Here is a 13,343-nt window from a genome sequence, read left to right on the forward strand (position 1 = left end):
TGCAATTTGTACCGACCAAAAACGCACGCGAAGGTTTGATAGTTATTGCCTCGGGTTACTACCTGGGGCTTTTACATTATATAACCTGGATGATGTAGCAATGTTACATCTGATGCGCCGGTTTGCAAAAGATCGAAATATGTCGGTGCAACGGTATATTTGGGATGCCTGCGAATACACTTTATTATAGTATTATCGTACTTTTAGTACGCTTTAGGAGGGTTCATAAATGGACAACAATAACGGAGGGTCTCAAGTAGAGAAAGGGAATACCCGGGACACGGCACCCCCCAAAAACGTAACGCCCACAAAAACAGGATGCTCAGAAGTATGCCATTCGCAGACCGTGGGTGTACGGGGCCCTGTACTTGTGCAGGACACCGTTCTACATGAAACCTTAGAAACTTTTGTATTTTCTACCACGCTGCCACGGCGCCTACACACAAAAGGATTTGGTGCTTTTGGGTATTACTACACTACTCATTCAATGAAGGAATATACCAAAGCCAGATTATTTCAAATACCCGGTCAACAGGTGCCGGTAGCAGTGCGCTTCTCCCTTGCTTCAAGCAATCAGGGAACACCGGACACTTCCAGAAATGTTCGCGGATTCAGCACCAAGTTTTATACCGCTGAGGGAATCTTCGATCTGATCTGCAATCATCTCCCTGTCTTTTTTGTACGAGACGCGATTCTTATAGCGGATGTGATCAGTCATCTTTCGCCTTCTCCCGTGAATAATCTGCCGGACCCGGAACGGCTTTGGAGCCTGTTTGCCAAGTATCCCGAGGCAACGAATATGCTGATATGGTTTTTTTCAGATTTGGGAACGGTCAAAAGCCTTCGCCATATCCCAGGACATAGTGTAAGCACCTATGTCTGGCTAAATGCACAGGGTGTTCGGCACTATGTGAAATACCACTGGTTCCCGATGGCCGGGGTAGCATACATTGATCGGCAGGAGGCTCAGTGGCTGGCATGCCAAGATCCTGACATTGCCGGACGTGACCTGTATGATTGTATAGCAAAGGGCAAGGCTGTCGAATACGAACTGTGTGTACAGCTGATGAATCCTGAAGATGCAAAGATACTTCCGTTTGATCCTTTGGATGATACCAAGGTATGGGATGAAACCCGCTATCCCCTTTGTCCCGTTGGTCGGATGGTTTTAAACTGTAATCCGGAAAATTATGCCGAGCAGGTAGACAAATTGGCCTTTGATCCAGCAAATTTACTTCCCGGGTTGGAATTTTCAGATGACAAGGTACTGCAGGGACGTACTTTTATTTATTCGGATGCACAGCGTCATAGACTGGGCCCGAATTATCGTAATATCCCCGTCAACAGACAGCCAAACTGGTCTCCTGCATGTATGGTATCCAGTGGAAACGGCAGATATGTCGCCGGTGAAATTATGCGTGCCGAAATCCCGAATCCGGACAATTTTACACAAGCGACTCAGAAGTATGAATCCTTTTCACCAGCAGAGAAAAAGAACCTTGCGGATAATATTGCGTCGGGGCTTGTACACGCCCTGCCCAATACGCAGCACATCGTCTTATGTCATTTAGAGCAAGTCTCCCCTGTACTTGCAGCGACGGTCAGAGATCAAATGTGTTTGTATGCCAGTACAGTGGGAAAATAGACCCTCATAGCAAAGCAGGCCAACACTTTCACTGCCGGCCTGCTTTGCTATGTCTTTTTACTTAACATATCTGGTAGAAAAGTATTTCTTTTAAGCCTAGTCAATATCTAACCCATCTGTGTACTTGGCTTTTTAGCATCCTTCCAAAAGAAAACTAACATCGGGATTATTACAACAAAAGCACATATAAGGTACATATAGGATAGTCCAAGTGTATTTGAAACCAACCCCAGTGAGATAGAGCCAATGCCAATACCTAAATCAAGGGCAGTAAAGATGGTGCCATTGGCCGCCCCTCTACGAAAGGGCTCAACTCTATTTATAGCCATAGCCTGAAGGGTTGGCTGAACAATACCAAAGCCTATGCCCAGTATGATGGCTGATAAGATAAACATCAGATAGCCCTTTGCCAAAAATAGAACTAAAAATGAGATGGCCAAAGCTAAGAAACCGATGAACATGATCTGGTTGGGGCCTCTTTTATCAAATACTTTCCCTGCATAGGGTCTGACGAACAAAAGGGATACACCATAAACCATGAAGAAGATACCCGCATTTGCAATGTTCAGTTCTTTAGCATAGAGGGTTATAAAAGATACGATTCCTCCATAGGTCAAGTTAACAAAGAACAGTACAACCGACAGGGAATAAACCCTGGGTTCTAAAAAGCTGTTAAGGCTTATCTTTGTTTTCTTCTTATCTATATTACTTTCAAAGCCCTTTATGCCAAGCACACATAGAAGGGCAAGGGCAGCAATGATTGAACCAGTTGTAAATAAAGTATTAAATCCATATTTATCAAGAATATAAAGACTTAAGACAGGCCCCAAAGCCATAGCAAGGGTACCGGCTAATCCGTAATAGCCCATTCCTTCTCCTCTTCTAGCAGCAGGCACAATATCACTGGCGATGGTTCCTGCCCCTGTTGAAGTAAATCCCCAGGACAATCCATGAATTGCTCTTAAGAGAAAAAGAATAAGCAAACTTGTTGCTAAATTATAGGCAAAGGTTACTGCCACAAAGGCAACTAAAGCAACCACCACAACACTTTTTCTCCCCATTGTGTCAAGCAAGTAACCCGAGATGGGACGAACTAAAACAGCTGTTATGGTAAGGACCCCTACAATATAGCCAACATTACTTTCACTACCCTTTAAGACCTCAGTGACATACATTGGTAAGGTAGAGATTAAGAAATAAAAACTTGTAAACATAAATAAACTAGTTAGACAGATTAAGATGAAGTCTTTGTTCCATAGGGATTGTTTTTGATTCATACGTACATCTCCTTGTACAATTATAGTCTGACTGTTAGTGAGTATAAGTTAAAAGAAATATCTTAAACTACTCGACTTTCTTATTGAAAGGTATGACAAGACAATTAAACCCTTTGCCAGAATTTGTTTGACCAGACCAATAGAAAGTTAAAATATGTTGCCCCAGTTCAAAAATTTGGGTGTTTCTAATCACATATGTTTTTTTGCAACCCAGTGGGTAATATCGATAGCCATCTTCAAATTTCTTTAGGTTATATCCTCTTTTTTCATGACATTCAGGGTCGAAAAATGCATTTAACAGAGCTTCTTTGGATCTTTTAAAAACCAAAACATCTCTCATCGTAACTCCCCCTTATTACCGATTAGTGGAAACAGTAGTAAGGCTAGCTAAGTTTTGAGCATTTTGTTTACCCTTTGGATGAATGTAGGCCAAGTACTACGAAAACCAAGTAATTGTCCGAACAAGTATTTAGGTAAAAATTTATCTGTCCAGGTTATCAAAAATTTTATTAAGAACAACCTTTACCTGATCAATTTGCTCTTTATCTATGCCTTTTATGGACTTATCAAGGGCTTTGAAAGCTAGAGGAAAAAGTTTATCTTTTAAAGCTCGGCCCTCATCCGTTAAATAAATGAGATACGCCCGACCATCCTCTGGGTTTACCTCTCTTCTGATAAAGCCCTTTTTTTTAAGCTTTGAGAGCATTCTTACGGTTGTCGGTTGGTCTTTTGATGTAAGTTCTGACAGTTCTTTAGGTGATATCCCTTCCGTCTCCCACAAACGGTTTAGAACAGCCCATTGCTCAGGCGTTACGTTATAATCTTTTAGATGGTGTAACAAATTATTTTTCATTCGTGTATTTGTACGATTTATGATAAATCCAAGGCTATTCTCAATTTGAAAGCTCACTGATATCCCCTCTATTTCTATATTGTTGTCAGGACAATTATATACCTATTTTATATAAAAAATCAACTTTAAATTAGTTTTTAAACTCTTTCTAGTTTTATTCTGCAGTGAAATAGGTAGTCTTCTTAAAACAACAAACCCGGAAAGGAACATTACTGTGTTCTCTTCCAGGTTTTTGTTTGGCTCACTCCGGCAATCACCGATTGCGGTGCAGGTCTACATCAGGTTCCTGCAGGATTTTTGGTAACTCAGCCTTACCATAGCCCCTATTGATAAACAACAACTAAACAATGTGGATTTCCGTATGGGTCTTGCTCAACGATTTCCTTTATTTCTGAAATTGTCAATGAATCAATATGACACTTTTTTATAGTTGGTTTTCCATTGCTGTCAAGCCATACATTCCATAATTCGATTTCCAAACTCGTCATCAAATGTTTTGTCATATATTTTATTAGTTGCTGTGCGCGTTTTTCAGAATACTCCCATTGTAATGCAGAATGATAGCGCTTATTTGAATACTGTTTTGCATAGATAGAATCATTATCATCTGATATTTCAATTTCACGTAAACATTCTTCGTCGGGAGCATACAACACTATTTTATCAGTGCGGTTAATATTCATATTTTTAGAATACCAGTTAGGTAGGGAAATTCCTCTTTGTTCAGCTTCTTCTATGGATAGATATTCAATTTGATGATTACTTACCGTCTCCAATGGCTTGTCACTTGATAAAAATTGATAGATACTCATGCTCCCCTCCTGCACTTGTCTCTGTCACAGCCTTTCAGGGCTTCTCCAATTACCATCTCACTCTGTCCCGCTCCATAGAAGTTTGCTAACCCCTACTTCCACAGCGGCTCTCTGATCGTTGTTGAATGATACCAGTTATCCTCTTTTCTAATCATGCAGCCGCCTATGCAGATGTGCCCCAGCTGACAATTCTATAATACACTTTGGCCGTCAGCCTATAGACAATGGCATAAAACAGTGCAAAAACCAAGATTGTACCCGCCGTGCACCAAGCGAACAAACCCACATTAGTGAGATTCAGTACTGCCAGCAATTTGGTAATGATGGGAAAAGCAAAAGCAATATGGATACCGGCGGTAACGAGGGGCAGGAAAAATACGGTCAGAACCTGGCTGCGGATCGAATCTTTCACCTCCTCACGGCTCATTCCCACCTTCTGCATGATTTCAAATCGGGCCTTATCGTCATACCCCTCCGAGACCTGCTTGTAATAGATGATCAGCACGGTAGCCATGATGAACAGCGCCCCCAAGAATATCCCCAGGAAGAACAAACCTCCATAAATGGCGAAAAAGGATGCCTTTGCTGCCACCGGGGATTCGATCCTGCTGTCGGGATAATCACTGCCCACGGCCGTGCGGATATCCTGGTAAACAGCCGAGATATCAGCCTCGTTGGCGTCCAGGTCAAAGCCCAAATAATATTGATAACCGGATGGATCATACCCGTTCTCTTCAGCCTGGGCCTTCTCCATAGCTTTGACTACAGCTATATCCTTAACCACGATATAATAGTTGCCCATGATCAATACCCTGTCCAAGCTGTTTTCAAAAAACGAGTCCAGCCTTTCCTTGACTGTAAATGTCCGGTTAAGCACCGTCAAGGTATCTTCTTTATACACGTTACGGCTGGAATAAATCATTATCTCATTGTCCCCCAAGCTGGCCGTTCTATTAGTCAGCCGGTTATAATCCTCCAGGGGAATCACATAGAACTGCCTGACTGAAGACGAGGCATTGGACATCTTGCTCTCATCCGTAATCACCGTGTCACCTTCCTGATTGCCGGCAAAGGCCGCATACCTGTAGTCCAGCATATCCTTCCCCTCCAGCCGGTGCTGGGCCAATACTTCGTGAACCGCTGTCTGCAAACCCTCGGCTGATTGATGGGCAGGAACGGGAGTGGTAATCATGATATTTTGAGGATACCGGGTGCGCAGCACGTCCTCCATTCCAATGTACAAGGACACGGTGGTGGACACCATCACCAGCACGGCAGTGGCCATGATGCAGATATTAGCCAGACCGACAGCATTTTGCTTCATCCGATACATCATCCCCGCTACGGCGGTAAAATGCCGGGTCTGATAATAATATCCCTTGTTCCGGCGCAGCAGTTTGAGCACTGCAATGCTGCCGGCCGTAAACAAACAATAGGTGCCGACCATCACCAGGATAACGGCAATAAAAAATTGGGCCAGTGCGGCCAGCGGAGATTGGGTGGTGAGGGAAATATAATACCCGCCGCCCAAGCTCAACGTTCCGATCATTACCAAGGGCCATTTTGTTTTCGGCTCCTTCTCCCCTGTTTGACCGCCCTTCAGGAGTTCAACAGGCTTAGCCAGATGAATTTGGCGCAAGGTATTGAGTAGCGTCAACAGGAAAATTCCCGTGAACAGGAGCGGCACGGCAGCCAAAGCGGGGCCGGACACGGAAAAGCCCAGGGGCACCTCGAAGTGCAGGATTTTCAGCAGAACCATGAAGATCAATTTGGAGAAAAGTATCCCACCCAGCAGGCCTGCCCCCAGGCTTATCACCGCCACATACAGGGTTTCGAACATCAATACTTTGGAGATATGCTTCTTCTCCATCCCCAAAATATTAAAAAGACCAAATTCCTTTTTGCGCCGTTTGATCAGAAAGCTGTGGGTATAGAAGAGAAAAATTGTCGCAAAAATGGCAATTACATAGGAGCCCAGGGAAAGGATCGTTTGCATATCGGATCCGCCAGCCATGTTGCCCAAACCCTCGTTTTTAGACAGAAAAACCATAATGTAATACATCATCACAGTGCCGATGCAGGTTAGAATATAGGGCAGATAGGTTTGGGCATTCTTCTTTAGATTGGTGGCGGCCAGCTTGGCATAAAAGAATCTACTCATGACGCGCACCGCCTGTCGCCATGGTGGTCAGGGTATCGGAGATTTTCTGGTACATGGCTTCATCCGACATCCCGGCTTTATATAGCTGGTGGAAGACTTCACCATCTTTAATAAACAGTACCCGTTTGGCATGGCTGGCCGCTTTTACGCTGTGGGTAACCATCAACAGGGTCTGCCCGTCCTGATTGATTTCCTTAAATAGGCGAAGCAAACCCTCAGCGGCCTGGGAATCCAGGGAACCGGTAGGCTCGTCCGCCAGAATCAGCTGAGGACTGGTAATTAGGGCGCGGGCTACCGCACAGCGCTGCTTCTGCCCTCCCGATACTTCATAAGGATATTTGGCCAGGATATCACCGATGCCCAGCTTGCGGGCAATGGGCTGCAGGCGCCGGCTCATCTCCTCGTAGGACTTGCCGGACAGCACCAGAGGCAGAAAAATATTATCCTGCAAAGAGAAGGTATCCAGCAGATTAAAATCCTGAAACACAAAGCCGAGATTTTCCCGGCGGAAGGCCGAAATCTCTTTTTCCTTGATGGTGCTGAGCCGCTCCCCCTTGAGCAGAACCTCACCGCTGGTGGGTTTGTCGAGGGAGGCCAGAATATTGAGCAGGGTCGTTTTGCCTGACCCCGATTCACCCATGATCGCTACATATTCACCCTGCTCCACGGAGAAGGACACATTGGATAATGCCTGAACATGGCTGCCTCCAAAGCGAGTAGTATAGACTTTTTTAAGATTATTCACCTCTAAAATGGTCATAATAAAGAACCTCCTTTGCTGAGTAGGTTCAGTATAGCAAAACTGGAAAATGCCCTGCCATAACTTTGGCTTACATTTTCCAGTTCAAGCTTACCCTTTTGTAAGGTAGAACATAACTACATTCAAGGAGCATGGATTATGCAGGAATCTAAGGGACCCAGCAACCGCCCTTTATTCCATCACCATATCTACCGTATCCAGGCCTAGCTTAACTTTCGTGCCCTTGCCCGACTCCGCTTCGATCACAATGGTGTGGGATAGCTTGGTCAGTATCCGCTTGCACAGATAGAGACCGATTCCTGTGGACTTTTTATGCCTTCTGCCGTTATAACCGGTAAAGCCTTTTTCAAAGACTCGGGGCAGGTCTTCACCAGCAATGCCTATCCCTGTATCGGCGATCACCAGGGTTTTGGCACTGCCCCTTTCCATATAAATGGAGATCTTCCCCTCCCTGGTGTACTTCAAAGCATTGGACAATATCTGCTCAATTACAAACAGCAGCCACTTTTCATCAGTCAGCACGTCACAATTCAGTTCGGAGAAGTCCAGGCTGATTTTCCTGCGGATAAACATCTTGGCATATTTGTGCACCGCCTGCCGGACAAGGACGTCCAGAGAATAGCGTTTCAGTACAAAATCAGAGGAAGGGCTCTCCAGCCGCAGGTATTGGAGTACCATTTCCACATACTGTTCAATTTTGAACAGCTCCATGGCCAGCTCGCTATTATGCTCCATGCTCTGAGCAGTACTCCGGTCATCCTCCGCTGAGGGGGAGGATTGGAGTAGAAGGCCCATGGCGGCGATAGGAGTTTTGATCTGATGAGCCCACAAGGTATAATAATCCACCAAGTCACTCCGCTCATTATCGGCCTGGGAAACCAGCCCGATCTTATCCCGGTATACAGCGGCGATCAGTTCCTGATACTCCTGTTCCAATAAGCCCTTAGGCTCAGGGAGCCCTTCCAGGCTGAACGTGATCTGTTTTTGCAAATCGCGGAGCACTCTGTATCGTTGATAGTGGCGATGAAAATCCACCGTCAGGACCGGAAGGACTAGAACGACACAGAGCAAAACAGCATACAGCACCGCTTCCACAGGAAGATGATACAGATAAAACACCAACGCAAATACACCGGCAAAGATGCAGTACAAAAGGATTCCCTTGCTATGCCCCTGGAGGTACTGCTTCCCCACTGCCCATGTGCTGATCTCTTTCATATCATGTCACCATATACCCTATCCCTTTTTTGGTCACAACAAACCCGGCCAATCCTGCCGCCTCCAATTTTTTGCGCAGCCGGCTCATGTTGACCGTCAGGGTGTTTTCGTCAATATAACTGTCCGTTTCCCACAGGCGGGCCATGATTGCTTCACGGCTGACCGCCTTCCCTTTATTCTCCATCAGCATTTTCAGGATCTTATAATCGTTCTTGCTCAGCTCAACCTTGGTGTCGTTATAGGTTAAAGAAGCATCACTGGTATTGAGGATGGCTCCTTGGTGCTCCAACAAATCGGTCTGTCCGGCAAAATCATAGGTCCGGCGCAGCATGGCCTGCACCTTGGCCGTCAGAACACTTAGGTCGAAAGGCTTGGCAATAAAATCATCACCACCCATATTGATCGCCATGACGATGTTCATATTATCGGCAGCGGAGGAGATAAAGATGATCGGTTGCGGATCTCGCTACACCAATGGTACCCATTGTAAAAAGGCAACGAGATGTCCATGAGCACAAGATGGGGATTGTAGGAGATAAACAGGGACATCACCTGCTCGAAGTCGGTCACACATTCCCCTTCACACCCCCAGGTTCCGATATGGTTTTTAATCGCTTTGGCAATAACGGCATCGTCTTCGACAATCATGATCTTATGCATGAAGCAGTTCCTCCCTTTCGTGATACTATTCTATCATGGAAGAGCGGCAATAAAAAACCGGCATGAGCTCCTTTTTCTGCCCTTTCAAGGCTCTCTGTCCTGAATCAATTGGGCAGTCGTTTCCACTGTCTTCTGTCCCAGATATAGCTATAGAAAAGAAGAAAGCTGGGAATAAAATTCCACAGCTATCTCCGTCAAAAATCCATTTACACTAAATTTTTACACTCCCGGATAATCGATATTAAGTCTCAAATTACCACATCGACTTAATACCTTCCTCTGTAATTTCGATTGCTCCTTCTTTTAAAAGTCGTCCAACGGCCCTTTTGAAGGCACGTTTGCTCATATTTAACTCTGTCTTTATATAATCGGGAGAACTATCATCATTGATTAGTAGAGTACCGCCACCTGATTTCAGCCGTTCTAAAATCTTTCGTGCATCACCCTCTATTTCATTGTAAGCCTTATCTCTAAAACTTAATTCTAGCTTACCATCCGCTCTCACCTTTTTAACTCTTAGTTCAATCTGGTCACCAACAGCATAGTTGCCATATAGCTGGTTTTTATGAATTAATCCATGGTACGTATCATCTACAGCCACAAAAGCCCCAATCTCTTCATTAATACTATAAATAGTTCCATTCACCCTATCCTTTTCTTGATAGGGTGAATCGTTGCTTAGTAAGTTATATATACGCATACTTGCACATACTTTATTGTTATTATTAATATACAAACCTACAAGACAAAACTCACCTTCTCTAATCACACCCACTTGTTCCTTTAAAGGTAATAACAAGTCTTTCGGCATACCCCAGTCTAAAAAGGCGCCGAAGTTTGTAATTTCTACTACTTTTAAAAAACCCAATTCTCCAATTGTCAGCTTTGGTTTCCTAACCGTTGCTAAGGTTTTGTCTTCTCCATTTTTATAAACAAAAACCTCTATTGTATCACCAATTTCTAAATTCCCGGGGAGTTCATTTATAGGTAATAGAATATCATCAACCAAATGCGCCCCACTACCACTCTTTCTAATTACTTGCAGCTTCTGCATTTTTCCTATTTCTATCATCATGTACCTTCTTTTATCATTTATTTTTTAGCAATAGCGATATCTTTCTATCCTTACACGCACTTTCTCAAAATCCAAAATTCAACTCATCATTCCATTTCATTAACTCCGCATGATTACTACTAACATCTTTAACAGTAACGGAATTATTGAATTTTTTTAGTTCATCTCTAACTTTGTTTGCCATCTTTACAACTTCCGCTTTTTTGGTTGTGAATGTCCCTCTAATTTGCTCATTTAATGCTGCATCATTAATGACAATGATTATCTCATCTTTTATATATTTTTTTAATTCCTTCAAAAGTGTTAGTAAGGCAACGTGACTTACCACCAATGGCTTCTGATATCCCTTGAGAATCTTTTTTTCGGATAGTAGTTCTTCATCTTGATAGATGCGATAAAGAATTTGTATATCCTCATTCTCATAGGGAGTTGATATTCCTACTAAATAAGCTTTTATCATCATAAACCTCCAAATAGCTACTGCTTACTTTTTACAATCTTCTATTCGTTTTTAATTTAATCCTATTTCACCCTGGCAAGGGTTCTGCTCATGCACATGGTGGCTATCTCTCCGCTTTACTAACCTTGCGAGGTCTTCCCTTGATATTCATATTTTGTAATTTTTGGAAAACAAATTCTCCTTTACCATTTAATATTTCAACAAAGGTAGATATATCAAGGATGTTGATTATTCCTATGTCCTCCGCTGTCATACCCTCTATATTGCAAAGTGTACCCACAATGTCCACTGGCCGCATCTTAGTTTTCTTCCCTGCGTTTATATGTAATTTCATAATCTCTTTACGTAAGGGTGCACCTTTTTCTTCTTTTATTTTTGGTCTAGTATTCATTTTTTTATTAAATGCCTGTTTGAACTTATCTACAGTTTCTTTTTCTGGTCTTTCTTTCAGAAGAATTTCTTTTCCGATATAGCGTTGTATATCTTCTAAAAATTTACTTTCATCCTTTGTTACAAAAGTAATTGCTCTACCCTCTCTGCTGATACGTCCAGTTCTACCAATTCTATGAACATAGCTTTCACTGTCTTGGGATATATCGTAATTAATGATAAGGGAAATATTATCTATGTCTAATCCTCTAGCGGCAACATCTGTTGCTATCAGATATCTAAAATAACCTTGCTTAAAATTCTTCATTATCCGCAATCTATCCGGTTGTTCCATCCCACCATGAATCTTCTGACAGTTATACTTCAGATTTGTTAGTTCATCATAAACCTCATCTACTATTTGCCTTGTATTACAAAAGATAATACAACTATCGGGATTTTCAATTATTGTTACATCTTTTAAAAGGTCTATTTTCTCTCTTTCTTCAATGATATATCCTGCCTGATAAATCCGATCTAACGATGAATTTTCTTCTTCTATTTCAACGTGTATAGGGTTTTTCATATATTGTTCACACAGGGTTTCTATATCTTTCGGCATGGTAGCTGATAATAACATCGTCACACGATCTATCGGTATACTGCTAATTATTATTTTCAAATCCTCTATAAAACCCATAGTAAGCATTTCATCGGCTTCATCTATTACAAGATATTTAATTTTTGATGTATCAAAGGTTCCTCTTCCAATATGATCTATAATGCGCCCAGGTGTGCCAACCACCACATGGCTTTTTTGTTTAAGCTCCTTTTCTTGCATATAGAAGGGTGCTTTCCCGTAAATCGCAGGTACTTTAACCCTTTTAAATCTACCGATATTAAAAATATCTTCTTTAACTTGGATAGCAAGTTCTCTTGTTGGTACAATCACCAATGCTTGCGGTTTATTTTCTTCCCAATCTACCAATTCACAAATTGGAATAGCAAAGGATGCAGTTTTTCCACTTCCTGTTTGGGATTTTACTATGATATCTTTTTTCTCTAAGACAGCTGGTATAACTTCTTGTTGGACTCTCGTGGGGCTATTATAATTCAACATACTAATGGCCTTTAATAACTCACTACTCAATTGATAATTACTAAAACTTGATGTCATCCCTTTATCCACTCTTTCTCTTAAGTCTTTTTTCTATATTATCCATTATAAAGATACATTATTTTCTTCTCCTACACCTCTCTAGTTTTTTCCGTCCCCAAAACAGCCATCGCTTCTTTGTAATTTGGACAAATCTTGCCTACCAATCGCCAAAAGGAACGGTCATGATTCATATGTATTAGATGACAGAGTTCATGAATAACGACATAATCAATTGCATCAAGGGGAAACAGGATTAATCTCCAATGGAAAGTTAAGTGTCTATTTGAACTACAGCTTCCCCATTTGTTTGAGTGATTTTCAATGGAGAAAGATTTATATTTTACTTTAAAGCTCGGTTGGTATAATTTTAATCTTTTTTCAATTAATTTTCGACTTTCTCTTGTATAAAAGGCCCGAAGAGCATCTGTCAGACCAATATCTCCCTCTTGTGGGCTGGTACATATAAAAGCTTTGCCATCCCATTGTATAGTAATCTTTTTAATTGAAGGATCTACTTCCATATATACAGGATAAAGTTTCCCCAAATAATAGCAATTGTTTCTAGGCTGTTGTTCCATCTGGGTAACTCCTTATATTGCTTGTTATCGGTTTGATTTTCACTGGCATTTCTTGGAGTAGGCGAACCTTTCTTCGATATTCCAGCGTTTCAGCGCCCGGTGGTCGAAAGCGTATTCACCCATCTGACAAACAAAACTGTGGAGTCTTTACCTGCCAGACTCAAGGCGTCAAGCATCTCCGTATGAGAGAACTTGTTCATATAGACAAATTCAACCTGCTCCGAATAGGGCTCCGCCGCCTTTTTTACCTGGCCAAGCGCAATTTTTTCGTCCTCTGTTTCACCAATCAACTGAGCAACCAATCTAGTATAGCATA

The 13,343-nt window shown here is 42.4% G+C and carries 13 protein-coding genes and 1 pseudogene; 1 reads left to right on the top strand and 13 read right to left on the bottom strand.

The genetic code is table 11. The features are described from left to right. Positions 1-229 precede the first annotated feature (229 nt). On the top strand, positions 230-1,645 hold the full coding sequence (locus tag BUA78_RS04185; RefSeq protein WP_072911212.1) for a catalase: 1,416 nt from the start codon (positions 230-232) through the stop codon (positions 1,643-1,645). A 107-nt stretch (positions 1,646-1,752) separates the two neighbouring features. Here the strand turns inward: BUA78_RS04185 and BUA78_RS04190 are convergent, their stop codons facing one another. The 13 genes and pseudogenes from BUA78_RS04190 to BUA78_RS04250 form a co-directional block, all read right to left on the bottom strand. Continuing rightward, a complete protein-coding gene (locus BUA78_RS04190; RefSeq protein WP_084082299.1) occupies positions 1,753-2,922 on the bottom strand; it encodes an MFS transporter in 1,170 nt (389 codons plus the stop codon). A gap of 67 nt (positions 2,923-2,989) precedes the next feature. Beyond that, a complete protein-coding gene (locus BUA78_RS04195) occupies positions 2,990-3,262 on the bottom strand; it encodes a hypothetical protein (RefSeq protein WP_072911215.1) in 273 nt (90 codons plus the stop codon). A gap of 141 nt (positions 3,263-3,403) precedes the next feature. Continuing rightward, a complete protein-coding gene (locus BUA78_RS04200; protein WP_420795491.1) occupies positions 3,404-3,775 on the bottom strand; it encodes a MarR family winged helix-turn-helix transcriptional regulator in 372 nt (123 codons plus the stop codon). A 323-nt stretch (positions 3,776-4,098) separates the two neighbouring features. Next, complete coding sequence (locus tag BUA78_RS04205) at positions 4,099-4,587, bottom strand: hypothetical protein (protein WP_072911218.1); 489 nt, start codon at positions 4,585-4,587, stop codon at positions 4,099-4,101. 163 nt (positions 4,588-4,750) lie between these two features. Next, positions 4,751-6,748, bottom strand: a complete 1,998-nt coding sequence (locus BUA78_RS04210; protein WP_072911220.1) for an FtsX-like permease family protein — start codon at positions 6,746-6,748, stop codon at positions 4,751-4,753. Continuing rightward, positions 6,741-7,508: an ABC transporter ATP-binding protein gene (locus BUA78_RS04215; protein ID WP_072911221.1), complete on the bottom strand. Its 768-nt coding sequence runs from the start codon at positions 7,506-7,508 to the stop codon at positions 6,741-6,743. The genes BUA78_RS04210 and BUA78_RS04215 overlap by 8 nt, the downstream gene beginning before the upstream one ends. A 171-nt stretch (positions 7,509-7,679) precedes the next feature. Then, positions 7,680-8,726, bottom strand: a complete 1,047-nt coding sequence (locus tag BUA78_RS04220) for a sensor histidine kinase (RefSeq protein ID WP_072911223.1) — start codon at positions 8,724-8,726, stop codon at positions 7,680-7,682. Between the two features lies 1 nt (position 8,727). Continuing rightward, positions 8,728-9,386: pseudogene (locus BUA78_RS04225) on the bottom strand (response regulator transcription factor). A gap of 253 nt (positions 9,387-9,639) precedes the next feature. Continuing rightward, the gene (locus BUA78_RS04230) at positions 9,640-10,458 is read right to left on the bottom strand and encodes a CvfB family protein (protein ID WP_072911224.1); all 819 of its coding nucleotides are present in this window, start codon (positions 10,456-10,458) and stop codon (positions 9,640-9,642) included. Between the two features lie 67 nt (positions 10,459-10,525). Beyond that, on the bottom strand, positions 10,526-10,921 hold the full coding sequence (locus tag BUA78_RS04235) for a hypothetical protein (protein WP_072911226.1): 396 nt from the start codon (positions 10,919-10,921) through the stop codon (positions 10,526-10,528). A 103-nt stretch (positions 10,922-11,024) separates the two neighbouring features. Beyond that, positions 11,025-12,467 (bottom strand): DEAD/DEAH box helicase, encoded by a 1,443-nt coding sequence (locus tag BUA78_RS04240; RefSeq protein ID WP_072911227.1) that lies wholly within the window; start codon positions 12,465-12,467, stop codon positions 11,025-11,027. Positions 12,468-12,538: 71 nt separating this feature from the next. After that, a complete protein-coding gene (locus tag BUA78_RS04245; protein WP_072911229.1) occupies positions 12,539-13,027 on the bottom strand; it encodes a M48 family metallopeptidase in 489 nt (162 codons plus the stop codon). Between the two features lie 89 nt (positions 13,028-13,116). Next, positions 13,117-13,343 (bottom strand): hypothetical protein (locus BUA78_RS04250; protein WP_207650478.1); only part of this gene is annotated, 227 nt, incomplete at its 5' end.

The sequence above is a fragment of the Desulforamulus aeronauticus DSM 10349 genome, from assembly GCF_900142375.1.
Lineage (GTDB): Bacteria > Bacillota > Desulfotomaculia > Desulfotomaculales > Desulfotomaculaceae > Desulfotomaculum > Desulfotomaculum aeronauticum.

What these genes read in the sequence shown, in the direction of transcription:
- BUA78_RS04190 (WP_084082299.1), bottom strand. Translation starts at nt 2,922, where the DNA reads ATGAATCAAAAACAATCCCTATGGAACAAAGACTTCATCTTAATCTGT.
- BUA78_RS04200 (WP_420795491.1), bottom strand. Translation starts at nt 3,775, where the DNA reads ATGAAAAATAATTTGTTACACCATCTAAAAGATTATAACGTAACGCCT.
- BUA78_RS04230 (WP_072911224.1), bottom strand. Translation starts at nt 10,458, where the DNA reads ATGATAGAAATAGGAAAAATGCAGAAGCTGCAAGTAATTAGAAAGAGT.
- BUA78_RS04235 (WP_072911226.1), bottom strand. Translation starts at nt 10,921, where the DNA reads ATGATAAAAGCTTATTTAGTAGGAATATCAACTCCCTATGAGAATGAG.
- BUA78_RS04195 (WP_072911215.1), bottom strand. Translation starts at nt 3,262, where the DNA reads ATGAGAGATGTTTTGGTTTTTAAAAGATCCAAAGAAGCTCTGTTAAAT.
- BUA78_RS04185 (WP_072911212.1), top strand. Translation starts at nt 230, where the DNA reads ATGGACAACAATAACGGAGGGTCTCAAGTAGAGAAAGGGAATACCCGG.
- BUA78_RS04240 (WP_072911227.1), bottom strand. Translation starts at nt 12,467, where the DNA reads ATGACATCAAGTTTTAGTAATTATCAATTGAGTAGTGAGTTATTAAAG.
- BUA78_RS04220 (WP_072911223.1), bottom strand. Translation starts at nt 8,726, where the DNA reads ATGAAAGAGATCAGCACATGGGCAGTGGGGAAGCAGTACCTCCAGGGG.
- BUA78_RS04245 (WP_072911229.1), bottom strand. Translation starts at nt 13,027, where the DNA reads ATGGAACAACAGCCTAGAAACAATTGCTATTATTTGGGGAAACTTTAT.
- BUA78_RS04215 (WP_072911221.1), bottom strand. Translation starts at nt 7,508, where the DNA reads ATGACCATTTTAGAGGTGAATAATCTTAAAAAAGTCTATACTACTCGC.
- BUA78_RS04205 (WP_072911218.1), bottom strand. Translation starts at nt 4,587, where the DNA reads ATGAGTATCTATCAATTTTTATCAAGTGACAAGCCATTGGAGACGGTA.
- BUA78_RS04210 (WP_072911220.1), bottom strand. Translation starts at nt 6,748, where the DNA reads ATGAGTAGATTCTTTTATGCCAAGCTGGCCGCCACCAATCTAAAGAAG.